General features: G+C 31.4%; 25 protein-coding genes and 1 other annotated feature. All 25 genes read left to right on the top strand.

The window, feature by feature from the left end:
• Complete coding sequence (lon, locus tag B5E79_RS00785; RefSeq protein WP_087244086.1) at positions 1-2,328, top strand: endopeptidase La; 2,328 nt, start codon at positions 1-3, stop codon at positions 2,326-2,328.
• A 43-nt stretch (positions 2,329-2,371) separates the two neighbouring features.
• Positions 2,372-2,962: a ribosome biogenesis GTP-binding protein YihA/YsxC gene (gene yihA, locus B5E79_RS00780; protein ID WP_087244085.1), complete on the top strand. Its 591-nt coding sequence runs from the start codon at positions 2,372-2,374 to the stop codon at positions 2,960-2,962.
• Between the two features lie 162 nt (positions 2,963-3,124).
• Complete coding sequence (locus tag B5E79_RS00775; protein ID WP_087244084.1) at positions 3,125-3,433, top strand: PTS sugar transporter subunit IIB; 309 nt, start codon at positions 3,125-3,127, stop codon at positions 3,431-3,433.
• Between the two features lie 95 nt (positions 3,434-3,528).
• Positions 3,529-4,212 carry a LysM peptidoglycan-binding domain-containing protein gene (locus B5E79_RS00770; protein WP_087296614.1) on the top strand — a complete coding sequence of 228 codons (684 nt, stop codon included), beginning with the start codon at positions 3,529-3,531 and terminating at the stop codon, positions 4,210-4,212.
• Entirely contained in the window at positions 4,209-5,114 is a 906-nt protein-coding gene (locus B5E79_RS00765) for a hypothetical protein (protein WP_087244082.1), read from the top strand. The genes B5E79_RS00770 and B5E79_RS00765 overlap by 4 nt, the downstream gene beginning before the upstream one ends.
• A 30-nt stretch (positions 5,115-5,144) precedes the next feature.
• Positions 5,145-5,351: a binding site (T-box leader), on the top strand.
• Positions 5,352-5,384: 33 nt separating this feature from the next.
• Entirely contained in the window at positions 5,385-6,068 is a 684-nt protein-coding gene (locus B5E79_RS00760) for a DMP19 family protein (protein ID WP_087244081.1), read from the top strand.
• Complete coding sequence (locus B5E79_RS00755) at positions 6,040-8,661, top strand: valine--tRNA ligase (protein ID WP_087296613.1); 2,622 nt, start codon at positions 6,040-6,042, stop codon at positions 8,659-8,661. The genes B5E79_RS00760 and B5E79_RS00755 overlap by 29 nt, the downstream gene beginning before the upstream one ends.
• 102 nt (positions 8,662-8,763) lie before the next feature.
• Complete coding sequence (locus B5E79_RS13555; protein ID WP_164483487.1) at positions 8,764-8,928, top strand: hypothetical protein; 165 nt, start codon at positions 8,764-8,766, stop codon at positions 8,926-8,928.
• A 68-nt stretch (positions 8,929-8,996) separates the two neighbouring features.
• On the top strand, positions 8,997-9,353 hold the full coding sequence (locus B5E79_RS00750) for a hypothetical protein (RefSeq protein ID WP_087296612.1): 357 nt from the start codon (positions 8,997-8,999) through the stop codon (positions 9,351-9,353).
• On the top strand, positions 9,350-10,027 hold the full coding sequence (gene radC / locus B5E79_RS00745) for a RadC family protein (RefSeq protein WP_087296611.1): 678 nt from the start codon (positions 9,350-9,352) through the stop codon (positions 10,025-10,027). Before B5E79_RS00750 ends, radC begins: the two co-directional genes overlap by 4 nt.
• Positions 10,028-10,123: 96 nt before the next feature.
• The gene (mreC, locus tag B5E79_RS00740) at positions 10,124-10,981 is read left to right on the top strand and encodes a rod shape-determining protein MreC (RefSeq protein ID WP_087296610.1); all 858 of its coding nucleotides are present in this window, start codon (positions 10,124-10,126) and stop codon (positions 10,979-10,981) included.
• Positions 10,978-11,499, top strand: a complete 522-nt coding sequence (locus B5E79_RS00735; protein ID WP_087244076.1) for a rod shape-determining protein MreD — start codon at positions 10,978-10,980, stop codon at positions 11,497-11,499. Before mreC ends, B5E79_RS00735 begins: the two co-directional genes overlap by 4 nt.
• Complete coding sequence (locus tag B5E79_RS00730; protein WP_087296609.1) at positions 11,499-12,089, top strand: hypothetical protein; 591 nt, start codon at positions 11,499-11,501, stop codon at positions 12,087-12,089. Before B5E79_RS00735 ends, B5E79_RS00730 begins: the two co-directional genes overlap by 1 nt.
• Positions 12,058-12,834 (top strand): septum site-determining protein MinD, encoded by a 777-nt coding sequence (gene minD / locus B5E79_RS00725; protein WP_087244074.1) that lies wholly within the window; start codon positions 12,058-12,060, stop codon positions 12,832-12,834. Before B5E79_RS00730 ends, minD begins: the two co-directional genes overlap by 32 nt.
• A gap of 44 nt (positions 12,835-12,878) precedes the next feature.
• Positions 12,879-13,466: a M23 family metallopeptidase gene (locus B5E79_RS00720; protein ID WP_087296608.1), complete on the top strand. Its 588-nt coding sequence runs from the start codon at positions 12,879-12,881 to the stop codon at positions 13,464-13,466.
• Between the two features lie 58 nt (positions 13,467-13,524).
• Entirely contained in the window at positions 13,525-14,190 is a 666-nt protein-coding gene (locus tag B5E79_RS00715; protein ID WP_241147420.1) for a site-2 protease family protein, read from the top strand.
• Positions 14,191-14,346: 156 nt separating this feature from the next.
• On the top strand, positions 14,347-15,213 hold the full coding sequence (rpsB, locus tag B5E79_RS00710; RefSeq protein WP_087244093.1) for a 30S ribosomal protein S2: 867 nt from the start codon (positions 14,347-14,349) through the stop codon (positions 15,211-15,213).
• A gap of 59 nt (positions 15,214-15,272) precedes the next feature.
• Positions 15,273-16,160: a translation elongation factor Ts gene (gene tsf / locus B5E79_RS00705; protein WP_087244071.1), complete on the top strand. Its 888-nt coding sequence runs from the start codon at positions 15,273-15,275 to the stop codon at positions 16,158-16,160.
• A 62-nt stretch (positions 16,161-16,222) separates the two neighbouring features.
• Entirely contained in the window at positions 16,223-16,951 is a 729-nt protein-coding gene (gene pyrH, locus B5E79_RS00700) for a UMP kinase (RefSeq protein WP_087244070.1), read from the top strand.
• Complete coding sequence (gene frr, locus B5E79_RS00695; protein WP_087296606.1) at positions 16,945-17,490, top strand: ribosome recycling factor; 546 nt, start codon at positions 16,945-16,947, stop codon at positions 17,488-17,490. The genes pyrH and frr overlap by 7 nt, the downstream gene beginning before the upstream one ends.
• A gap of 112 nt (positions 17,491-17,602) precedes the next feature.
• The gene (locus B5E79_RS00690; RefSeq protein ID WP_087296605.1) at positions 17,603-18,352 is read left to right on the top strand and encodes an isoprenyl transferase; all 750 of its coding nucleotides are present in this window, start codon (positions 17,603-17,605) and stop codon (positions 18,350-18,352) included.
• Positions 18,349-19,137, top strand: a complete 789-nt coding sequence (locus B5E79_RS00685) for a phosphatidate cytidylyltransferase (RefSeq protein WP_087296604.1) — start codon at positions 18,349-18,351, stop codon at positions 19,135-19,137. Before B5E79_RS00690 ends, B5E79_RS00685 begins: the two co-directional genes overlap by 4 nt.
• Before the next feature lies 1 nt (position 19,138).
• The gene (locus B5E79_RS00680; RefSeq protein WP_087244066.1) at positions 19,139-20,290 is read left to right on the top strand and encodes a 1-deoxy-D-xylulose-5-phosphate reductoisomerase; all 1,152 of its coding nucleotides are present in this window, start codon (positions 19,139-19,141) and stop codon (positions 20,288-20,290) included.
• On the top strand, positions 20,291-21,373 hold the full coding sequence (locus B5E79_RS00675; RefSeq protein WP_087244065.1) for a M50 family metallopeptidase: 1,083 nt from the start codon (positions 20,291-20,293) through the stop codon (positions 21,371-21,373).
• A 40-nt stretch (positions 21,374-21,413) separates the two neighbouring features.
• Entirely contained in the window at positions 21,414-25,736 is a 4,323-nt protein-coding gene (locus tag B5E79_RS00670; protein WP_087296603.1) for a PolC-type DNA polymerase III, read from the top strand.
• The last annotated feature ends 77 nt before the right edge of the window (positions 25,737-25,813 follow it).

The following is a 25,813-nucleotide window of genomic DNA, read 5'->3' as shown; positions in this document are numbered from 1 at the left end:
ATGGATGAATTAGATATTGTCGTTGATTTACCTGTCATTTGTACTAGAGGGATGGTTGTTTTTCCCTCTCATGAAATTTCTTTAGATGTAGGAAGAAGTTTTAGCCTTAAAGCAATTGAATTAAGTGTGAATGAATTTGATGAAAACGTTGTTTTTATTTCTCAAACAAATCCACTTGATGAAAATACAGATTTTGATCATGTTTATCATTATGGAACATTATGCAAAATTAAAAGAAGAATCAAAAGAGATAATCATGGAACAATCAAATTGACTGTTGAAGGTCAAAAAAGAATAGAAATTTTAAATCTTGAAGAAAGAGATGGTTGTCTTTTTGCAAAAACAAAATATCTTGAAGATATTCATGGTGACCGTGCTGAAGAAATTGCGTTAGTTAGAAAATTAACAGATCAGATGCAGACAATGCATAAAAATCTTCAGGTTTTCCCTCGTGAAGTTTTTGCAAGTTTGTCACAGGGCATGAGTGCAAGTGCATTAGCTGATACAATAGGACAATATATTAATGTCGAATTAAAAACAAAACAAGCTATTTTAGCTGAATGTGATATTAATAAACGTTTATTATTAGTTCTTGCAAGCATGGAAGAAGAAAAGACAATTAATGAAATAGAAGAAAAAATTAATCTTAAAGTCAAAGAAAGTATTGATGAAAATCAAAGAGAATATTATTTAAGAGAAAAATTACGTGCAATTAAAGAAGAACTTGGTGATACACCTAGTAAAGAAGATGATACAGATTATATTCGTGAAGAAATTCAATCAAAACCTTATCCTCAACATATCAAAGATAAGATTGAAGAAGAATTAAAACGATATGATATGATGCCACCTGCTTCTTCTGAAGCCAATGTTGTGAGAACTTATATTGATTGGGTTATGAAAACACCTTGGTATCAAGAAACTGAAGATACACAAGATATCAATGAAGTAGAAAGAATTCTTGATGAAGATCATTTTGGATTAGAAAAACCAAAAGAAAGAATTGTGGAACACTTAGCTGTTAAACAAATGACTCAGTCTTTAAATGCTCCAATTATTTGTTTGGTTGGTCCTCCAGGAGTAGGGAAAACTTCTATTTCTAAATCTATTGCAAGAGCATTAGGTAGAAAATTTGTAAAAGCTTCATTAGGTGGAGTAAGAGATGAAGCTGAAATTAGAGGACATCGTAGAACTTATTTAGGTTCTATGCCAGGAAGAATTATTCAAGGAATGAAAAAAGCAGGTGTTGTGAACCCAGTTTTCTTATTAGATGAAATTGATAAAATGTCTAGTGATTATAAAGGTGATCCAACAAGTGCAATGCTTGAAGTTCTTGATCCAGAACAAAACCAATTCTTCTCTGATAATTATTTAGAAGAACCTTATGATTTATCAAAAGTTTTATTCATCGCAACTGCAAATGATCTTGGAAGTATTCCTGATCCATTAAGAGATAGACTTGAAATCATTGAGATATCTTCATATACAGAACAAGAAAAATTAGAAATTGCTAAAAGACATTTATTGAAAAAAGAATGTAAAGTTCATGGTTTAAAAGATGAACAGCTTCATATATCAGATGATGCATTCATGTATGTGATTCGTCATTATACACGTGAAGCAGGAGTTAGACAATTAGAACGTTTAATTGCTAAAATCTGTCGAAAAGCTGTTTTAAAAATCTTAAAAGATCAGTCTTTAATGCTTACATTAAATGTTGAAGATTTAGAAGAATATCTTGGTAAAGCACCATTTGAACATACTAAAAAATTAGATAAGCCACAAGTAGGTGTTGTTACTGGAATGGCATATACGCAATATGGTGGAGATATTTTACCAATTGAAGTTAATCATTTTGCTGGTAGTGGTAAATTTATTATTACTGGACAGCTTGGTGATGTTATGAAAGAATCTGCATCTATTGCATTAGATTACATGAAAGCAAATTCTCAAAAATATGGATTAGAAAACATTGCTTTTGATAAGCAAGATATTCATATTCATGTTCCAGAGGGAGCAGTCAAAAAAGATGGACCAAGTGCTGGTGTGACTTTAACAACAGCAATCTTATCTGCCTTTAGCAATCGTCCTGTTCGTGATGACGTTGCTATGACAGGTGAAATTACATTAAGAGGACAAGTATTACCAATTGGTGGACTTAAAGAAAAATCAATTTCTGCACATCGTAGTGGTATTCGTACAATCATTATTCCTAAAGATAATGAAAAGGATATTGATGATATTCCTGAATCAGTTCAAAATGATTTGAATATTATATTAGCAGATAATATTGATACTGTTTTAGAAAATGCTTTAGTGAAACAATAAAGCTGCTGATTGAATCAGTAGCTTTTTTTGAAAGGAGAAAGATATGTATAAGGTAAACAAAGCACAGTTTTTGCTCTGTGCAGCATGGAAATCACAATGGCCAGATCATCAATTGCCAGAAGTTTGTTTAGCCGGACGCAGTAATGTCGGTAAATCAAGCTTAATTAATACATTGACGAATCATCAAAAATTAGCAAAAGTTTCTTCAACACCGGGTAAAACACGTACTTTAAATTTCTTTAATATTAATGATGAAATCTGTTTGGTAGATGTTCCTGGTTATGGCTATGCGAAAGTCAGTGATGCTATAAAAGAAAGCTTTGCGGATATGATTGATACATATTTAAGAGAACGTGATTTGTTAAAAGGCTTAATTTTAATTGTGGATTATCGACATAAGCCGACTCATGATGATGTTCAAATGTATCAGTATGCTAAGTATTATCAGATTCCTGTTATTGTTGTGGCGACTAAGGAAGATAAGTTAAAACGAAATGATTTAAAGAAAAATGAAAAACGTATTAAAGAAACTTTGGATTTTCAAGAAGGGGATCTGTTTGTTCGTTTTTCAAGTCTAAATAAAGTTGGAATTGACGAATTATGGCAATCTATTTTTCAACTATGTGAACTCTAAAAATATTGATTGAAAATAATTATTTTAAAATTAAGTGGTGAAAGAGGCAAGGAATAAACTTTACACAATAATACCTATTTTTTCATATGCTATAACAAATAATCTCGCTCTTAACAAATCTTTTCATTTTTTGTATAATAGATATAGGGAGGGGGAAGAAAAATGATACGTATTATGTTATGCTGTGCTTCTGGTATGTCTACAAGTTTACTTGTTGAAAAGATGAAGAAAGCAGCTTTAGAACAAGGTATAGAGGCAGAAATTTGGGCTGTTGGTGCTAATGAGGTGAAAGCTAATGCCAATCGAACAGATATTATTTTATTAGGACCTCAAGTACGTTATGCTCAACGTAAAATTGAATCTGAAGCACCTGGGGTTCCAGTTGCTCATATAGATATGAAAGATTATGGAATGATGAATGGTCAATCTGTTTTAAAACAGGCATTAGCAATACTTGAAAAGAATCAATAATGAAGTAGAGAGAAAAGCTCTACTTTTTTTATTGTCAAAGTTTCTCTTATTCATATTCTTCAATTTTATGCATACAGTTTGATAGGAGGGATTGTATGCAAAAGATATATTTTAAAAAAATGGTTGATTTGAATCATCAGCTTCATGAATTAATTTCAATATCTGTTGATGAATCTATTCGTTATAAGATGGAAACAAATGGAATGCGTGCGGTTGGTAGTATTATGATTAATGGTGAATATAAAGATACACAGGAAAAACATCAATTTCATGAAACGATAGATTTAGATATTTTCGCATTATTTGAAAAGATTACAGATAAAAGAGATTTTCATGTGAAAGTAGAAGATTTTGATTATCATCTTGTTGATGGTAATTTGTCATTGGTTATACAGGCTTATGTATATGGGGTATTGGATGATGAAGATCGTGTTGTTGATACAGTGACGAGAAATGAAGAAGTGGATCCTGCAGAAGAGATTGAGAAGCTTTTACGTGAAGAAGAAAAAATTGTGGATGTTATTCCTGAAACAAAGGAAGTGACAATTCAACAGACAAGGCCATTGGAAGATAAACAAGTTGATATGCCTGTTCAAGAAAGTGAAGATGTCAATAGTGATGAAGATTTAGGCACATATTATTTTTATGTTGTTCAAGACGGTGATAGCTATGAAACTATCGCTAGACATTATAAAGTAGATGAGTATGCTCTTAAGCAGTACAATCATGAGCGTTCTTTAACCCAGGGAACAATCATTATTATTCCATATATGATATGAAGGAAATTATTTTAAAAAACTATGGACTTCATGTTATTGGTGAAATTAAGTTAAGTTCACATGTTTTTAAATTAAAATGTGAAGAAGGATATTATGTTGCAAAAATCACATCACAGAAATCATTACAGAATATGTATGATTCTATTGAAACATTGAATTTATCCTGTTTTGTTCATATCATACCGAATGATCATCATGAATATCTGACTTCCTATCAGCAACAATATCTTTATCTTATGCCGTTTATTGAAAGTGGTTCACAACATCTTAAGGAAATGAAAATTCAATTTTATTTTGAAACACTGGCTTATCTCCATGGTCATAGTTTTTATGATATGAAAGTCAATCAGCAATATTTTCATACACTTGAAAATGATGTTTTAAAAGTGATTCAGGAACGTATGGCTTATTATGAACAGATGATTACCAATTATGAAAATGAGCTTTACCGTTCACCTAGTCAATGGCTGCTTGTTATGAATTATTATCGTATCTATGATGCGCTATGTTTAGCACGTCAATATTTATCACAGTATATGAATTGTGTTCAAAATTGTCGATCCATTCGTATTTGTATCACATATAAAAATTTTGATTATCAACATATTTCACTGAAATCTAAATGTTTAATATCACTTGATTATCTGGAAATGGATTTACCCATTTATGATATATTTGATATGTATCAAAAAATACCAGATATTCTTTTTGATTTGGATTGTTTGAGTCAATCCTATTTGAAAAAGTTTGAATTAAGAGAAGAAGAAAAATTATTACTTTGCTGTTTAATGAATATTGTGCCTATTATTCAATTAGAACATGACGAAATTGATAACATTATTAAGCTTTCACGCTTATTATATTATTTAGATTCAATTCATGATTTTATTACACAGTTATAATTGACTTTGATAGTCAGGTTTGTTAGAATATAATAGACGTTGAAGAGGAGGAGTACATTTTGTATTCTTAAAGAGAATCTCTGGTTGGTGTGAAGAGATAGAAGAAGAAATGGAAGGTAGCCTTGGAGTTTGTTTTCTGAATATTGAAGTAGGTAAACACGTATAACTGCGTTAAGGTTTATGAGGTATACAGATTGTATATGAATTAAGGTGGTACCACGAACATTCGTCCTTATGCGAATGTTCTTTTTTATTAAAGGAGGAGAAGAAATGGCTAATTATATTGTCTGGGGATTATTTATTTTTGCACTTTGCTTTTTAGGTTTTTTCTTTAAAAAAAGAGTTAATGAAAATAGGGCACATCGTCAAAAAGCTGCGATGGAATATGAAGCTAAAAAAGAGAGATATTCATATTTAAGACCTGGAGTCTTAGAAACATGTCCAAGAGAAGATGTAACTGCGGCAGCATTGTTTCATTGTATGAGAAAAGAAAATGATGATTTTGATCATTATTTTGAAAAAATGAATGAAAGTGAGAGAACTGTTTATGGTATTTATATGATTACATCTTCTTTAGAAGGTCGTAATGCATCTTTACATAGTTTCTTTTTAAGTCCAGCGAGTCAACCATATGTACCAATGGTAGTTGATATTTTTGAAAGAGTTGGTGCACATGAAATTGCTGATTTAATGAAAGCAGCAAGACGTTTTGCAGAAATTATTGAGAATGATGAAGAAGATGATGAAGATGATCCAGAAATGGGAGATTATTCAAGATATAATTTTTCAGATTTTACAAATGAATTTGTGACACTTGTCAGTACCACAAACCTAGGAGAAAAGTTAACACAATATGTTTTAGATCATAAAGAAGATTTTTATGATACAGATATTCCTGACGAAGATAAAGAGGGAGATGAAATCGATGAAAAAAGAATTAGCGACGAAATATAATCATAAAAGTGTAGAAGAAGGAAAATACAAAACGTGGTTAGATCATCACTATTTTGAAGCGGGAGATACTTCTAAGAAACCATATAGTATTGTTATTCCACCACCTAATGTAACGGGGAAACTTCATTTAGGTCATGCTTGGGATACAACTTTACAAGATATGATTATTCGTTATAAAAGAATGCAAGGTTATGATGCATTATGGTTGCCTGGTATGGATCATGCGGGTATTGCAACACAAGCAAAAGTAGAAGCACGTTTAAGAGAAGAAGGTGTTTCTCGCTATGATTTGGGCAGAGAAAAATTCTTAGAAAAAGCTTGGTCATGGAAAGAAGAATATGCTTCTATTATTCGTAGCCAATGGGAAAAATTAGGATTATCATTAGATTATACAAAAGAACGTTTTACTTTGGATGAAGGATTAAGCGAAGCGGTTAAAACTGTTTTTGTAACGCTATATGAAAAAGGTTATATTTATCAGGGAGAACGTATTATTAACTGGGATCCAGTTCAACGTACAGCTTTATCAAATATTGAAGTTATCCATAAAGAAATTGAAGGACATATGTATTATTTCAATTATGAAGTTGTTGAAACAGGTGAAAAATTGATTATTGCGACAACACGTCCTGAAACAATGTTTGCCGATCAAGCGATTTTTGTTCATCCAGATGATGAAAGATATCAGCATTTGGTTGGAAAACATGCAATTAATCCTGCGAATGGTGAATCTTTACCAATTATGGCAGACAGCTACATTGACATGAGTTTTGGAACAGCTGTTATGAAATGTACACCAGCTCATGACCCTAATGACTTTGCTTTAGCAAAAAAATACCATTTAGCGATGCCAAAATGTATGAATGATGATGGTACAATGAATGAATTATGTGGTCAATATCAAGGGATGGACCGTTTTGAATGCCGTGAAGCTTTAGTCAAAGATTTTGAAGCAAGAGGTGTTGTTGATCATATTGAAAAACATATGCATCAGGTTGGACATTCTGAACGTAGTCATGCTATTGTTGAGCCATACTTATCAAAACAATGGTTTGTCAAGATGAAACCACTTGCTAATGCGGCATTAGAGAATCAATTAAAAGATTCTAAGGTTTCTTTTGTGCCACCTCGTTTTGAAAAAACATTTAAACAATGGATGGAAAATATTGAAGATTGGTGTATTTCACGTCAATTATGGTGGGGACATCAGATTCCTGCATGGTATCATAAAGAAACAGGAGAAATCTATGTGGGTAAAAATCCACCTGCAGATATTGAAAACTGGAAACAGGATGAAGATGTTCTTGATACATGGTTTTCAAGTGCTTTATGGCCATTTTCAACAATGGGTTGGCCAAATAAAGAGAGTGAACTCTATCAACGTTATTTCCCAACTGACACATTAGTCACAGGTTATGACATTATCTTTTTCTGGGTATCTCGTATGATTTTCCAATCATTAGAATTTACTGGCCAAAGACCATTTAAAAATGTTCTGATTCATGGTTTGATTCGTGATGAGCAAGGAAGAAAGATGTCTAAATCTTTAGGTAATGGTGTTGATCCTATGGATGTTATTGACCAATATGGTGCTGATACATTAAGATTCTTTTTAACAACAAATTCTGCACCTGGTATGGATTTAAGATATATTCCTGAAAAATTAGATGCTGCATGGAATTTTATTAATAAAATATGGAATTCTGCTAGATTTGTTTTAATGAATATTGATGAAAATATGTCATATCAGGATTTATCATTTGATCATTTAAATTTAGCTGATCAATGGATTCTCAATCGTTTAAATGAAGTGATTGCTTCTGTTGATGAAAACATGGATAAATTTGAATTTGTTAATGTAGGTAGTGAACTTTATAATTTTATTTGGGATGATTTCTGTTCATGGTATATTGAATTGTCTAAGGTTCATTTAAATAGTGATAATGACATTGAAAAGAAAGCAACACAAAATACATTGGTTTATGTATTGAATGCAATTGTAAGATTATTACATCCATTTATGCCTTTTGTGACAGAAGAAATTTATCAATCTATTCCACATATAGAAGAATCTATTTGTATTGCGAAATGGCCTACTATTAATGATAGATTCAATAATGAACAAATTCAGGATCAATTTGTTTACTTAATTGATATCATTAAAGGTATTAGAAATTTAAGAGCTCAATATGTCATTAAAAATGCTATTGAAATTGCATATTCTATTCAAACACAGGATACTCAGCTTGAAAGCTTACTTGAAAATCTTTCACCATATATTTATAAACTTTGTCATGCGCGTTGCTTTGGTTATAATGTTGAAACATCTTCAAATGTAGCAACAGAAATGATCAAAGGTGGTAATGCTTTGATTATTGAATTAGGTGATTATATTGATTTGGAAGCAGAAAAGAAAAAGATGGAAGATGAAATCAAAAAGCTAGAAAACGAAATTAAACGTTGTGAATCTATGCTTTCTAATCCAAACTTTGTTCAAAAAGCACCTGCTCAAAAAGTTGAACAGGAAAGAAAGAAATTGGCTGATTACCAATCAAAATATAATGCGATGAAAGATAAATTGAATATGATGTAAAGTGAAATTGAAAAATTTCACTTTTTTTCGTTTTTAAGAAGAAAAAATTGAAAAAAATGTATATATAATAATTAGGGGCTACTGATGAAAGGAAGGGTCAGCATGAAAGAATTAACCGTACAACAGCAATGTGAAATTCAAGGTGGAGGTTTAATTGCGACTGCATTACTTTATTTGATATTAGGTGCTGCAGCGTATAAAATTATTAAATCGAAGAAGGGAAGAATTTCAATTCCAAGACTCATCAGTATTGAATGGAGAGATTAGTAATATGAAAGGCAATTTGCCTTTCATATTTTTATATGTTATAGCATAGATTAGAAAGGGTGATTAAAATGAAGTTTGAATGGAAAGTTGTTATTTTTGCAGTTGTTAGTTCTTTGGCTTTTATGTTTATTTTTACATATGGATGCTCTCTAGGACAAAAGACACTTTATGCATATCAGGTTGGTATTTATAAGGAAGCAAGTAATAAAGATGAAAAATTAGCTGAATTGAAAGAAATGGGAATCGAAGGATATACCTATACAAAAAATGACCAATATTATGTATTATCAATGATTAGTGAAAAAAAAGAAGATATAGAAAAACATGCTACACAGGTAAAAGGAATCATGAAAACTTATATTGTGCCAACATCTACCACAAATGAAATGTTATTGGATTCTTTATCGAAAGGTGATGATCTATGATTAAGACATTACCATTAGAAGAAAATCCACGTGAAAAAGCATTAACATATGGTATTGAAACATTGAATAATGTAGAATTGTTGGCACTGATATTAAGAACTGGGCATAAAAATGAATCGGTGATTCAATTGTCACAGCGTCTATTAACGGAAATTGGAGGTTTTGCAAATCTATCGACGGTTACTTATGCAGATTTGATTGCTTTGAAGGGAATTAAGCAAGCAAAAGCAATTGAAATATTGAGTATTATAGAAATTGCTAAAAGATTAAAAGATGTTTCATCAATAGAGAAGCCATTACTCAATCCTTATGATATTTTTGGAAGAGTACATAACCAGTTGATGTTTTTAAAGCAAGAACATTTCCTGTTGCTCTGTTTGGATAATAAAAATAAAGTCATCAAAGAAAAAACCATTTTTATTGGCTCATTAAATATGAGTGTTGTCACGCCTAGAGAAGTCTTTAAAGAAGCTATCGCTATAAGCAGTGCAAAAATTGTTTTAGTACACAACCATCCAAGTGGAGATGCATTGCCTAGTGAAGAAGACTTGCTTATGACAGAACAGTTTCAAAAATTAGGACAAATGATGTCAATTGAAGTCATAGATCATATTGTGATTGGGTGGAATCAATTTTATAGTATTATGGCAAAACAATTGTTTTTTTATGAATAAAGATGTGAAAATATAGGAATTTGATAAATTGTTTTTTACGAATTGCTTTTTTTATATTGAGATATTATAATGTATGAATGATAAGAGGTGGTATCTTTGTATAGAAAAGGTAATAAATGGACAAAACAAAAAAGAAGAATCGTTATTATAACAGTTGTACTGGTTTCATTTTCAGTATTAACACTTGTAACCAGTCGTTCTGCTTCAAGTATAGAAATTATTTTTAAAGATACAATTGCAAATTTAGAATATTATATTATTAAAGCGCCTATTCAATATGTAACAGGATTATTTGAAGAATATAATGATTTAAAAGATGTTTATGAAGAAAATGCAAAACTGAAGGAACAATTAGATAATTTAGCTCGTGAGAGTGCAATGAATGAAGTTTTAACAAATGAATTAAATGATTTAAAAGAAATTATGGATATTGATCATCTACCTACTGAATATCAGGTAAAATATACAAATGTGATTGCTAGAGATGCTCAAAACTGGAATAATCAGGTCACTATTAATTTAGGGAAAATTTCTGGTGTACAGGAAGGTATGGCAGTAGTCAATGCTCAGGGAATGATTGGGACAATTACAAGTGTCAGTGAAATTTCTTCAACAGTCACTTTATTATCAAGTGAAACATCCAAGTCACAATTGCCAGTTATGATTTTAAGTGGTGATGAGGAATACTATGGATTATTAAATCGTTATAATATTAATACGCATAAATATTCTATTACTTTGCTAAGTGATGTTGAAACAATTGAAAAAGATGCTAAGGTTGTAACAAGTGGTCTAGGTGGAAAAGGAAAGAGTCCAAAAGGTATTTTAGTTGGAACAGTAGAAAATTATGCGACTGGTGATGATGCAACTGAGTCTGTTTGTGATGTCACACCTAGTGTGGATTTTGATGCTCTTAATGATGTTGCTGTTGTTCAAAGGGTGAATGACGAATGAGAAAACGTGTCCAAGATAGCTATCTAGTCAAATGTTTTTTAGTCGTTTTTTTATGTTTTGTAGTCGATAGTACAATTCATTATTTCTTGCCCTATAATTTCACTAAAACCGGAATAACCATCACACCATACTTAGGTTTAATGATGTTTGCTTTATTAGTGAGGACAATAGACGGTGCAGAACGTTATTTCTTTGCAACCATATGTGGTCTTTATTATTCTGTTGTCTATGCAAATTCTTTAGCCATATATATTCTTATTTATTGTTTAATCGCCTTTGTTCGTTCATATTTGTTTAAATTAGACACATTAAATATTGTTGAATCTACAATTTTTTGTGTTTTGACAATATTCGCCCAGGAATGTATTGTATATTGGTTGATGTGGATTACCAATATGACAAGATATCCAATGGTTTCATTTGTAGTTATGCAATTATTACCAACACTACTTTTGAATGCTGTTTTATCAGTTATCATTTATTGGATCTACAATAAAGTGAAAATTGAGGTGAAATAATGAATATTGAAGTCAAAGGAATTAATGGAATACTGGTTATGAAAGTCAATGAGAATTGTACATTTCAGCAGTTTTTAGATGATTTGAATCAGCTTTTGGAGCAACCCCTATTTCAACAGGAGGGGTACTATCCAAGAGCTTTTTTTGATTTTGGCTGTCGAGTTTTAGCAATTGATGAAGTTCATTCTTTGATGGATTTACTGATGCAAAAAGAAAAGGTTTTATTTGATGGTATGACATATCATCAACAACCTCATCAGGTCCATATCAGAAAAGAACAACTTCACAATGGTGAAGAAATTATCATTGATCATGAAACATTATTTTTAGGAATCGTCAATCCAGGAAGTTATGTTTATTGTTATCAGAATGTTTATTTTCTTAATACAGTCAAAGGAACTATTGTCGCAATGAATGAAGATGTACGTATATTTGGACATGATTTTCAAAATGCTCAAATTATAATTAATCAACAGACATTACATGATTTGACAACTTCTGCACTCACAAGCGTTTATTATAAAGATAACCAGATTATTTTGACGAAGGAGGAAAATTATGTGTCGAACTATAGTCATTACATCGGGTAAAGGTGGTGTTGGAAAAAGTAGTATGACCATTAATTTGGGTTATGCATTAGCCAATATGAATAAAAAAGTATGTTTAATAGATGCGGATTTTGGTTTGAAAAACTTAGATGTCATGTTAGGATTAGAAAATAGAGTGATTTTTGATTTGAAAGATGTTATTTCAAATAAATGTTCTTTACAACAGATTTTAGTTAAAGATAAACGTATGCAATCTTTATATTTATTACCTGCGTGTAAATCGCTTTCTTTTGAAAATTTAAATTTAGATTATATGATCAATATGGTAGAACAGTTAAAACAGGAATTTGATTATATATTGATTGATAGTCCTGCTGGTATTGAAAAAGGGTTTCAATATGCCAGTAGTTTGTCAAAAGAAGCTATTATCGTTGTCAATCTAGATACTGTTTCTTTACGTGATGCTGATCGTGTTGTAGGCTTATTGTTGAAACAGGGTGTTGATCAATTACATATGCTTGTCAATAAATATAATGAATCAGATGTTTTGAAAGGGCGTTGTCCTTCACTTAAAGAAGCCTACGATATTTTGTCAATTCCATTGATTGGAATTGTTTATGAAGAACATGATATGATTGAGGCTAACAATAAAGGAATGCCTATTTATATGAATAAAAAAGAAAATATTTATCGATGTTTTGATCGTATTGTCAAACGATTAGAGGGGCAGGAGATTCCTTTTCAAAAAAATAAAAGAAAACCTCTACTGGAACGTCTTTTTAGATAATATTTTTTTGTTTTCTTTCATAAGTTAAAATGAGGTGAAAACTTGTGAATGATATTGATGAAATTAGAAGGAGAATGGAGAAGAGAAGGGCGCATCGTCATCCTGTCTTAACCGATCGTCATTTTTCTAGAATTTATAATGGTATGATTAAAGCAATGGTTGCTTTACTTGTGGGAATTGCTATTTGTGCATATGTTAAGGTTAGTCCTAATGGAGATTATATTAAAGATTACGTATTAAATGATTTGCAGTTTTCAAAAGTCACATCATGGATTAACCAGCATTTTTTGTCTTTTCAAGGACAAGAGGAAACTGCAACTGTTTCATCAAAGATGAATTATACACATATCAAAGATAATTATTATACGAATCAGTCTAACGAAGTATTGAATTTTGGCAAGGGACGTGTCATCTATGTGGGAGAACAGAATTTATTAGGAAAATATGTAACGATTCTTTTAGAAAATAACATAGAAGTGACATTTGGAAATATGCAGGATGTTTTTGTAAGTATGTATGACCAGGTTGAAGAATCAACTATATTGGGAACATATGAAGATCAGGTTATGATTGTTTTTACTCAAGGTGAACAGGAAATTGATTATTCAACATTTGAAGAGCTTATATCATAAACTTTCTATCCACCCAATTACACTTGTTTATTTTCTTTTTTCATGGCTGGGAGGATATTTGAAATGGTATCTTTCAACTTTATTGATTGTTTGTTTACATGAAATATGCCATCTCTTGATGGCATATTATTTTCATTTTCAAATTAAAAAGATAGAATTGCTTCCATTTGGAGCTTATTTGTATTTAGAAGATTTTTATTTTCAATCTATCTGGAAAGAAATGTGTGTTGTTTTAGCTGGACCATGTAGTCATTTGTTTATTTATGCAGGAATTCAAATGTTAAGTCATGGTGTTTATCAGGACTTTTTATTAACAATGAATATGTTTGTTTTGTGTTTTAATCTTTTACCTATCTATCCTTTGGATGGTGGTAGATTTCTAAGCTTACTTTTACAAAGTATTATGGATCTAAAAAAGTCTTTATTTTTGACTTTAAAAATATCTATTTTTGTATATTGTTTGCTTTTCTTATTTTATTTGCAAATGAATACTGTTGTCATTTTATGCTATCTTTTTTATCAGCTATGTTGTTTTTATAGGTTTATTTTTATTTATTTAAGGACATATTATGGAAGGATACCGTCTTTTTCTAATCAACGACCACCTCTTGTTCATGATCGTATAATATATCGAAGAGGTTATCATAATTATTATGTTATTGATCAAAAAATGAGAGGTGAAAAAGAAATGGTACCAGAGCTTTTAAAAAGTATAAAAAAATGAAAAATATAGGAAATTATCTTGTTTTTTTGGACGTGTTATGGTATTATACAACGGGTATTGAAAATACACACATTGTGAATTCATAAATCGAGTGCCTGTTCATGGTGGTTTATGTTAGAAACAATGGAGGAAAAAAACGAAAGGGAGGAAGTTACAATGGCAGTAATTTCAATGAAAAAATTATTAGAAGTGGGTGTTCATTTTGGACATCAAACAAAAAGATGGAATCCAAAAATGGCTCCATACATTTTCACAGCTAGAAACGGTATTTATATCATTGATTTAAAGAAATCATCTGATAAAATTGATGAAGCTTATGCAGCTTTAATGGATATCGTTGCTAAAGGTGGAAAAGTTTTATTTGTAGGAACTAAAAAACAAGCTCAAGAAGCTGTTCAAACTGAAGCTGAAAGATCTGGAAGTTTCTATGTAAATTCTCGTTGGTTAGGTGGAACATTAACTAACTTCAAAACTATCCAAAAGAGAATTAGAAGATTAAAAGAATTAGAAAAAATGGAAGAAGATGGAACTTTAGAATTATTCACTAAAAAAGAAGCAGTTCTTCTTATGAAAGAAAAAGCTAAGTTAGAAAAGAACTTAGGTGGTATTAAAGAAATGAGAAGATTACCAAATGCTTTATTTGTAGTAGATCCTAAAGTTGAACATAACGCAGTTGCAGAAGCAAGAATCTTAGGTATCCCTGTATTTGGTATCGTTGATACAAACTGTGATCCTGATGAAGTGGATTATGTAATCCCTGCTAATGATGATGCTATTAGAGCTGTTAAATTAATTGTAGCTGCTATGGCAGATGCAGTATGTGAAGCAAAAGGTGAACCAGTAACAGTTGCCTATGTAAAAGATGAAGATGATAAAGAAGTATCAATGAATGATGCTGTTGCTTCTGTAGAAGAAAACAAACAAAAAGGACCTAGATACAAAAATGCTGGACGTCCTAAAAATAACAAACCTGCTGAAGTAAGCAAACCAGCTGAAGTTAAAGAAGAAAAAACTGAAGCATAGTTAATAAGAGGGGAAGCTTATGCTTTCCTTTTTTTATAAAAAAGATGGAGGAGAAAAAAATGGCTATTAGTGCAAAATTAGTAAAAGAATTACGTGAAAAAACTGGTGCTGGAATGATGGATTGTAAAAAAGCACTTGAAGCTTGTAATGGTGATTTAGAAGCTTCTTTTGACTGGTTAAGAGAAAAAGGAATTGCTAAAGCTGCAAAAAAAGCAGATCGTATTGCTGCTGAAGGTTTAACTGCTTTTGTTGTTGATGGAAATGCTGCAGCAATCGTTGAAGTTAACTCTGAAACAGACTTCGTTGCTAAAAATGCTGAATTCCAGGAATTAGTAGCTTTAACAGCAAAAACAATTGTAAATGCAAAACCTCAAGATGTAGAAGCTGCTTTACAATTAGATGTTGAAGGTAAAGATTTAGGAACTGTTATTGCTGAAAAAAGTGGTAAAATTGGTGAGAAATTAAGTTTAAGAAGATTTACTGTAATGACTAAAAATGATGATGAAATCTTCGGTGCATATTCTCATATGGGTGGAAAAATGTGTGCTTTAGTTAAAGCTTCTGGTATTGATGAAGTGAAAGCTAAAGATGTTGCGATGCAAGTTGCTGCAATTGCTCCACAATATATTGATAGAACAGCTATTCCAGCTGAAATTTTAGAACATGAAAGAACTGTTTTAAAAGCTCAAGCTATGGAAGAAAATGCTAAGAGTGCAAAACCAAAACCAGAAAATATTATTGAAAAAATGATTGAAGGGCGTTTAAACAAAAACTTAAAAGAAATGTGCTTAGTTGATCAAGCATTCATTAAAGATTCTGATCAAACAGTAGCTCAATACTTAGGTAATGGTAAAGTTTTAGAAATGGTACGTTTTGAAGTTGGTGAAGGAATGGAAAAACGTGAAGAAAACTTTGCTGAAGAAGTTGCTGCTCAAATGAGAGGATAATTATATAAATAGAAAGGACACACTTTTTGTGCCCTTTTCTTGTAAAATGGAGGAGAGATCATATGAAGTACAAAAGAGTTTTATTAAAGCTAAGTGGTGAAGCATTAGCTGGTGAACAGGGATTTGGAATTAATCCAGTTGTTGTTGCAGATGTTGCAAGACAAATTAAAGATGCTAAAGATTTAGGTGTAGAAATTGCTATTGTTTGTGGTGGTGGAAACATTTGGCGTGGTAAAACTGGTAGTGATATGGGTATGGAAAGAGCCGCTGCTGACTATATGGGAATGTTAGCAACTGTGATGAATGGTATGGCTTTACAAAATGCATTAGAAGCTATTGGTTTGGATACACGTTTATTATCAGCTATTGATATGAAAGAAGTGGCAGAACCTTATATTAGAAGAAGAGCGGTACGTCATTTAGAAAAAAATCGTATTGTTATTTTTGGAGCAGGAACTGGTAGTCCATTCTTTACAACTGATACAACTGCTGCTTTGCGTGCTGCTGAAATGAATGCTGATGTTATTTTAATGGCTAAAAATGGTGTTGATGGTGTTTATTCAGCTGATCCTAAAATCGACCCACAAGCTAAAAAATATGATCATATAACATATTTAGATGTATTAAATGAAGATTTACATATCATGGACCAAACAGCAATTACATTATGTAAAGACAATGGTATCGATCTTTGTGTATTTAATATGCAAGAAGATGGTAATATTGCACGTGCATGTAATGGTGAATCAATTGGTACAATTATTTCAAAAGGAGGGAAAGAAACATGCTAGATTTAATTTTAGAAGAAACTAAAGAAAAAATGGAGAAATCTATTGAAGCTTTTAAACACGAACTTTCATCAGTAAGAACTGGTCGTGCCAATCCAACTATGCTTGATAGAGTAAAAGTTAATTACTGGGGTGAAATGACACCTTTAAATCAAACTGCTGGTATTTCAGTTGTAGAAGGACGTCAACTTGTTGTTAAACCATATGATAAAAATATTTTAAAAGATATTGAACATGCTATTTATGAAGCTAATTTAGGATTAACACCACAAAATGATGGTGAAATTATTCGTATCAATGTCCCAGCATTAACTGAAGAAACAAGAAGAGAATACGTAAAACAAGCTAAAAAATATGCTGAAGATGCAAAAGTGGCTTTACGTAACATTCGTAGAAATGCTAATGATGATGTTGAAAAAGCTGATTTATCTGAAGATGAAGTTAAATCAGGTAAAGAGAAAGTTCAAAAATTAACTGATCAATATGTTAAAATCATTGATCAATTAACAAAAGAAAAAGAAAATGATTTAATGACAGTTTAGTTTTTTAGACTCCTGCTTAAAAGTAGGAGTTTTTTTGTAGAATATTTTAAGATAAGAGTTCGCATGTTGAATCCTTTTATGTTATAATACAAAAAGATTATGAGGTGACGATATGTTTTTTAAGAAAAAAAGAAAAATAGATTATGATTTAGATATGACCAATATTCCTAAACATATTGCTTTTATTATGGATGGTAATGGTCGCTGGGCAAAAAAAAGAAAAATGCCACGTACATATGGACATCATGAAGGTACAAAAACAATTCGTACTTTAGCCTTAGAAGCAAACCGTCTTGGTGTAAAGGCTATGACTGTTTATGCTTTTTCTACTGAAAATTTTAAAAGAGATGCCAGTGAAGTCGAATATATTTTTAAATTACCTAAAGAATTTTTTAATCTTTATTTGAAGGAATTAATGGATAATGATGTTCAAATTCGTTATATTGGTCATTTAGAAATGGCTCCAATAGAAACACAGAAAATCATTAAAGATGCAATTGCACAAACAGCACAAAATCATGGGTTGATTTTGACATTTGCTTTTATTTATGGTGGTCGTGATGAAATTATTGAAGCAACAAAAGATATTTGCGAACAATATAAAAATGGTCATATTACTTTAGAAGATATTACAGAAGATTATTTTGAAAGACATCTTATGACAAAAGATCTTCCACCTGTTGATTTAATGGTGAGAAGTAGTGGCGAATGTCGTTTATCAAATTTTTTACTTTGGCAATTAGCTTATGCTGAATTTGTTTTTGATGAGACATTATGGCCTGATTTTGATGAAGAGAGATTGCATCATGCTATTGCGATATATCAAGGTAGAGAAAGAAGATTTGGAGGTGTTTTAAAATGAAAACACGTATTATTACAGCTATTGTTCTTCTTATTGTTATTTTACCATGTGTGATATGGGGTGGTTTACCATTTAAGGCATTAATAGGTATTGTTGCAGGAATTGCTGTTTTTGAAATGCTTTCTATCTGCAATCGTCCTAAAGCTCATATTTATTTATATCCAATCGTAGCTATCTTTGTATTTTATTCTTTATATTTTGAAAAATCATTACTGATTTCAAGTGAAATTATTATTTTATATATGATTATTTTAATGGCATGTAGTATGTTTGATGAAGGTATGAACTTTTTAAGATTGTGTTATTATTTTACATCAGGTGTTTTAATTGCTATGGGATTACATATGCTTTATCAACTACGTTTAACATATGGATTAGAATATATTTTGATTCTTGCTTTGGCTACTTTTGGTACAGATACAGGAGCTTATTTTACAGGGATGTGTTTTGGAAAACATAAATTAAATCCTCGTCTTTCGCCTAAAAAAACGATTGAAGGTTCGATTGGTGGTATCTTTTTAGGAACTGTTCTTTCTGCTGGATATGGTGCATATATTCAAATAGATATGCCCATAATCTGGTTGATTATTATGTGTTTCATATTAACAATGACAAGTCAAATTGGTGATTTAACTTTTAGTAGTATGAAAAGAACCTTTGAAGTCAAAGATTTCTCTCAGATTTTACCTGGTCATGGTGGGATTTTAGATCGTTTTGATTCAATTCTTTTTAATGCAATGGTTTTTGGTATTTTGATTCATTTTATAACAATGGTGGTGGCTTAATATGAAGAAAATTTGTGTTTTAGGAGTAACCGGTTCAATTGGTCAACAAACTGTTGATGTTGTGAAACATCATCGTGATGAGTTTGAAATTGTAGCCATGAGTGCTGGTCGAAATATTGATTTATTAGAACAGACAATGACAGTTATTCATGCTAAGCATATTTGTGTTCAAAATGAAGAAGATATGCTTTATCTTCAAAGAAAATACAAAGATGTTCATTTTTATTGTGGTCAGGAAGGTTTGGTAAGTATTGCGACTTTAAGTGAAATTGATATTGTTTTAAATGCAATTGTTGGTTTTGCTGGCTTGCTTCCTACAATGAATGCTATTAAAGCTCATAAAGATATTGCTTTGGCTAATAAAGAAACACTTGTTGTTGCTGGACATTTGATTATTCCTCTGATAAAAGAATATGGGGTACAGTTATTACCTGTAGATAGTGAACACTCTGCTATTTTTCAATGTATCAATGGGGAATATCATGGAGAAATTAATAAAATTATTTTAACAGCAAGTGGTGGAAGTTTTCGTGATAAAACAAGATCTGAACTTTCACATGTCAGTGTTGAAGATGCACTTAAGCATCCAAACTGGTCTATGGGTGCAAAGATTACCATTGATAGTGCGACTTTATTTAATAAAGGTCTTGAAGTCATGGAAGCCAAATGGCTTTTTGATGTTGATTATGACGATATAGAAGTTCTTATTCATCCAGAAAGTATTATACATTCCATGGTTGAATATAAGGATACTGCTGTTATTGCACAGCTTGGAACACCGGACATGCGTTTACCTATTCAATATGCTTTAACTTATCCGCATCGTTTCCCATTAATGGGTGGCAAACGTTTATCATTAAGTGAAGTGGGAACTTTGCATTTTGAAAAACCTGATTTTCATCGTTTTCATGCATTAGCTTTGGCATATGAAGCAGGGCGTAGAGGAGGTTCAATGCCATGTGTTTTAAATGGTGCAAATGAACAGGCAAATACTTTATTTTTAAAGAAAAAAATTGAATTTTTAGATATTGAAAAATATGTTGAAGAAGCTATGCGTGCGCATCATTGGATTGATCATCCAACTTTAGAACAACTCATTGAAATTGATCAATGGGCAAGAAATTTTGTAAAAGAAAGAGTAGGAGAAATATAGATGCAGACAATCATTACTATCATAGTATTTTTATTGATATTAGGTTCAATCATTATTATTCATGAATTTGGACATTTCATTGCTGCTAAAATTTTTGGTGTCTATTGTTCACACTTTTCAATAGGATTTGGTCCTAAATTATGGTCTAAAAAAGGTAAGGAAACGGAATATGAAATTCGTGCTTTGCCTTTTGGGGGCTTTGTTTCTATGGCTGGTGAAGAACAGAGTGACGAAGAAGAACTCAAAGATATTCCTCTTGAAAGAACTTTAAAAGGAATTAAAACATATCAGAAAGTGATTATCTTTTTGGCTGGAGTCTTTATGAATTTTGTATTGGCAGTTGTTGTCACATTTGGTGTTAATGCATTGAGTGGTCAGTTACCTGTTCAAACAGCTCAAGTTGGTCAAATTATAGAAAATTCTCCTGCTCAACAGGCAGGATTAGAAACTGGAGATACTATTCAAGAATTAACGATTAATGAAACAGGACAAGTTATTTTAGTATCAAATTTTGGGGATATTCAACTGACTCAAAAAGATCTTCAAACAACCGCATCTACAATCCATGTTCAAATTAAAGTGGATCGTGATGGGCAGACAAAAAATTTACAGGCAACTTTAAAATATGATCAGTCATCACAAGCTTATAAATTAGGAATTTATCAGGCAACACGTTCTATGAATATAGCTGAAGCGATTCAATATACGTTTATTTCTATTGGTGAAATGAGTGTTGCGATTTTTGTGGCTCTTGGTCAATTGATTACTCGTTTTAGTGAAACAGTGACACAGCTTTCTGGGCCTGTAGGAATTTATCAGGTCACTTCACAGGTCACACAAACCGGACAGATTACTTACATTTTAAATTTATTAGCTTTGCTTTCAGTCAATGTAGGTATCTTTAACTTATTGCCAATTCCTGGTTTGGATGGATGTCAGGTTATTTTTGCATTAATTGAAAAGGTTATTGGAAGAGAATTGCCTGAAAAAATCAAGATTGCTTTGCAGCTTTGTGGATTAGGATTAGTTATGTTATTAATGATTTTTGTCACATATCAAGATGTTTTAAGAATATTTCAATAAAAGGGATTTTTATCCCTTTTTGCTATAGGAGGTTTATTGGATGGATAAAATGCTTATATTATTACAGCAGCTTCATCTTGAAAACGAAGTTTCTGCTTTGAAACATGCTTATATTGAGCGTGTGATTGTACATAAAGATAATTCTTATACATTTTATATTGGTGCATCACATATTGTGCCATTAACAGAAATCAGATTATTATTCGCAGCTAAAAAAGAATTTCCTTATCCATGTGAATTTCTTTTTGATTGGGCATCTTCATATACTCCTCAAGACGTTAAAGAATATGCTCTATTTATTTTTGATGGATTAAAACATCGTTTTCCACAAATTGATTTTATTAAAGAAGATTTATTATCTTTTGAAAATAATACTCTTGAAATTGAGGTTATTAATGATATTCAACTCAATCAGCTAGAGAAATTATATAAAATTTTTGATAAGTATTTTAATAAATTTGGAATGCAAATTGGTTTTCATGCTTTTATTGATCAAAATAATCAAACATATCAATCCATCCAAGAGGAAATGGATGCTTTAAATGAAGTTCAAGTTGATATGAAAACATTTGATCAGGTTAGTGAAGCTCCCAAAAAAGAAAATAAACCAAAGTATCAAGGATATAAAAAAGATTATTTTTCATTAACAATTGATGAAATTGATGACACGGTCAAAGAAGTGATGATTCAAGGCTATGTTTTTAAAGAAGAATCTAAGAAAGTCAAATCAGGAAAAACAATTCAATCATTATATGTGACTGATTATACCAACAGTATTGTTGTTAAACGTTTTGAAAATAAAGGTGGCAACAGTGTTGAAGAGATGAATAAAGTCAAAAAAGGTAATGTTTGGGTACGTGTAAAAGGAAATGTCGAATATGATACATATATGAAAGATACTGTTATTGTGGCTCGAGAAGTAGAAGTCATTCCTTCACCTAAAATACGTCAAGATCAGTCTGAAAAAAAACGTGTTGAATTACATGTGCATTCAAAGATGTCATCAATGGATGGAATTGGCAGTATTTCTGAGTATATCGAAAGAGCTGCTTATTGGGGACATCAGGCTATAGCTGTTACTGATCATGGAAATGTTCAATCATTTCCAGAGGCACAAACAGCAAGTCAGAAACATAAGATCAAAATGATTTATGGGGTCGAAATGTATATGATTGATCCAGAATTTACAGTTGTTTATAATGAAACAGACAAAACATTAAAAGATTTAACATTTGTATCTTTTGACCTTGAAACAACTGGATTATCTGTTATGGATGATGATATTACTGAATTTGGTGCGGTTAAAATAAAAAATGGACAGGAAATTGATCGTATTCAAAGCCTTATTAAACCTCATAAACGTATCTCACAGAAGATTACCAATTTAACACATATTACAAATGAAGATGTTAAAAATGCACCTTCAATTGAAGAATTTATACCGAAAATTTTAGACTTCTTTGGTGATGATGTTATTGTGGCTCATAATGCAACTTTTGATGTTGGATTTTTAAATGAAATCTTAACACGATATGGATATCAGAAATTAAAGAATCCAGCTATTGACTCATTAACTTTAGCGTGGAAGCTTTTACCAGATTTGAAAGGATATCGTTTAGGTAATGTTGCCAGACATTATCGTATTCCTTATGATGGTGATGATGCCCATCGTGCTGATTATGATGCTGAAGTTTTAGCTGGTGTTTTTAATATGATGTTACATGATTTGATGCAACAAGGTTATTATAATGTATTGGATATGAATAAAATGGAATGTCCACAGGCATATAAGATTGTTCGTCCTAAACACATGTGTGTTCTTGCTAAAGATAAAACAGGTTTAAAAAATATGTTTAAACTTGTTTCTGAAGCGAATACAACTTATTTTGAAAAAACATCACGTATTCCACGAGAACGTTTAGAGTTTTATCGTGAAGGTTTATTATTTGGTAGTGGGTGCTATAACTCAGAAATTTTTGATCTTGCAATGACAAGAAGTCTTGATGAATTAAAAAAAGCGATGTCTTTTTATGATTATATTGAAATTCTTCCATTAGATATATGCCAATATTTTGTTGAAAGAGGCCGTGTTGATACGATGGAAGATCTCACTCGTATTTTGCGTCGTATTGTAGATACTGCAAAAGAAATGGGAAAATTGATTGTTGCGACTGGTGATGTTCATTATTTAGATCAAAAAGATAAAATTTTCCGAGATGTTTTTACATGCAATCCTAAGATTGGATTAGGTGGAGCTTTGCATCCATTGACAGATCGTAATAATCCTACAGCTTGGACACCTGATGAGTATTTACGTACAACTCAGGAAATGATGGATAGTCTTTCTTATTTAAGTGAAGATGAAAAGTATGAATATGTTATTGAAAATACAAATAAAATTGCAGATATGATTGATGGTTCCTTCCATGTTGTTCATGATAAATTATTTACACCTCATATTGATAATGCTGATGAAAATTTACGTCAATTATGTTTTGATAATGCGCATAAACAATATGGCAAAGTTCTACCTGATATTGTTGAAAAGCGTTTAACAAAGGAATTAGATAATATCATTAAACATGGTTTTGGAGTTATCTATTATATTGCACATAAGCTTGTTAAAAAATCTAACGAGGCAGGCTATCTTGTAGGAAGTCGAGGATCAGTAGGGTCGTCATTTGTTGCGACAATGGCTAATATTTCAGAAGTTAATCCTTTACCTCCGCATTATTATTGCCCACATTGTCAATATAATGAGTTTTTACCCGAAGGGTATATTGCTAATGGTTATGATCTTCCTGATAAAAAATGTCCGAAATGTGGACATCCTTTAAAAGGTGATGGACATAACATTCCATTTGAAACATTCTTGGGATTTAATGCTGATAAAGTACCGGATATTGATTTAAACTTCTCAGGTGATTATCAGCCAACGGCTCATGCTTATACAAAAGAAATTTTTGGTGAAAGTCATGTCTATCGTGCCGGTACAATCTCAACTGTAGCTGAAAAAACAGCTTATGGTTATGCAAAAGGTTATGCAGAGTTAATGGGAAAAGAAAATACTATGCGTCAGGCTGAACTGGAAAGAATTGCTAAAGGATGTACGGGTGTAAAACGTACAACTGGTCAGCATCCAGGAGGAATCATTGTTATTCCTGAAAATATGGATGTCTTTGATTTTACACCATATCAATATCCTGCTGATGATTTATCTGCGGAATGGAAAACAACGCACTTTGACTTCCATGCTATTCATGATAATGTATTAAAATTTGATATTTTAGGACATGTTGATCCAACCGTTATTAGAATGCTGCAAGATTTAACTGGCGTTAATCCTAAGGATATTCCAACCAATGATCCAAAAGTCATGAGTTTATTTAATTCGACAGAAGCATTAGGCATTGATTTGAGTTATTTAAATTGTAAAACGGGAGCACTTGGATTGCCTGAGTTTGGTACTAAGTTTGTACGTGGGATGCTTGAACAGACGCATCCAACTTCATTTAGTGATTTGGTTATTTTATCAGGGCTATCTCATGGAACAGATGTTTACCTTGGAAACGCTGAAACACTGATTAGTTCAGGAACATGTACGCTAAAAGAAGTTATTGGGTGTCGTGATGATATTATGGTTTATTTGATTGAAAAAGGTCTACCTAATAAAGATGCTTTTGATATTATGGAATGCGTTCGTAAAGGAAAATCACCGGTTGTTTTTCCAGAGAAAAAATATGAAGAGCTAATGCGTCAGCATGATGTACCAACATGGTATATTGAATCATGTAAAAAAATCAAATACATGTTCCCTAAAGCTCATGCTGCAGCGTATGTTTTAAGTGCCGTACGTGTTGCTTGGTGGAAATTATATTATCCTAGAGAATATTATGCTGTCTATTTCACGACACGTTGTGATGCCTATGATATTGAAACGATGATTCAAGGAAAGGAAGCTGTCTATGCGAAATATCAGAGCATTTTAAATGATAAGCAAAACGGAGTCAAAATTTCAAATAAAGAAGAAGCTTTGATTTCTGTTTTTGAAATCGCCTTAGAAATGTTTGAAAGAGGAATGCATTTTAGTAATATTTCTTTGGAAAAATCTGATTCGCAGAACTTTATTATAGATCCAGATGATGACTCGGCATTATTACCACCATTTGTTTCTATTGATGGTTTAGGAACATCCGTTGGTGATAGTGTTGTTGAAGCACGACAGAAAAATAGATTCTTATCAAAAGAAGATGTCATGAAACGTACAAAATTAACAAATAATCAAATTGATTTTCTAACAAAACTGGGGGCATTTGAAAATATGTCTGAAGAGAATCAATTATCATTATTTGATTTCTCATAAAAATGGTGATGAAAGCATTGTTTTTTGTGATTGATTATGTTATATTATAAAAGTAATCAGTGATTTACGAGAGGGGA

It is taken from the genome of Massilimicrobiota sp. An134 (genome assembly GCF_002160815.1).
Taxonomy (GTDB): Bacteria; Bacillota_I; Bacilli_A; order Erysipelotrichales; family Coprobacillaceae; genus Allocoprobacillus; species Allocoprobacillus merdigallinarum.
Note: the sequence above shows the minus strand (reverse complement) of the source record. Positions and strands in the feature narration are given on the sequence as shown.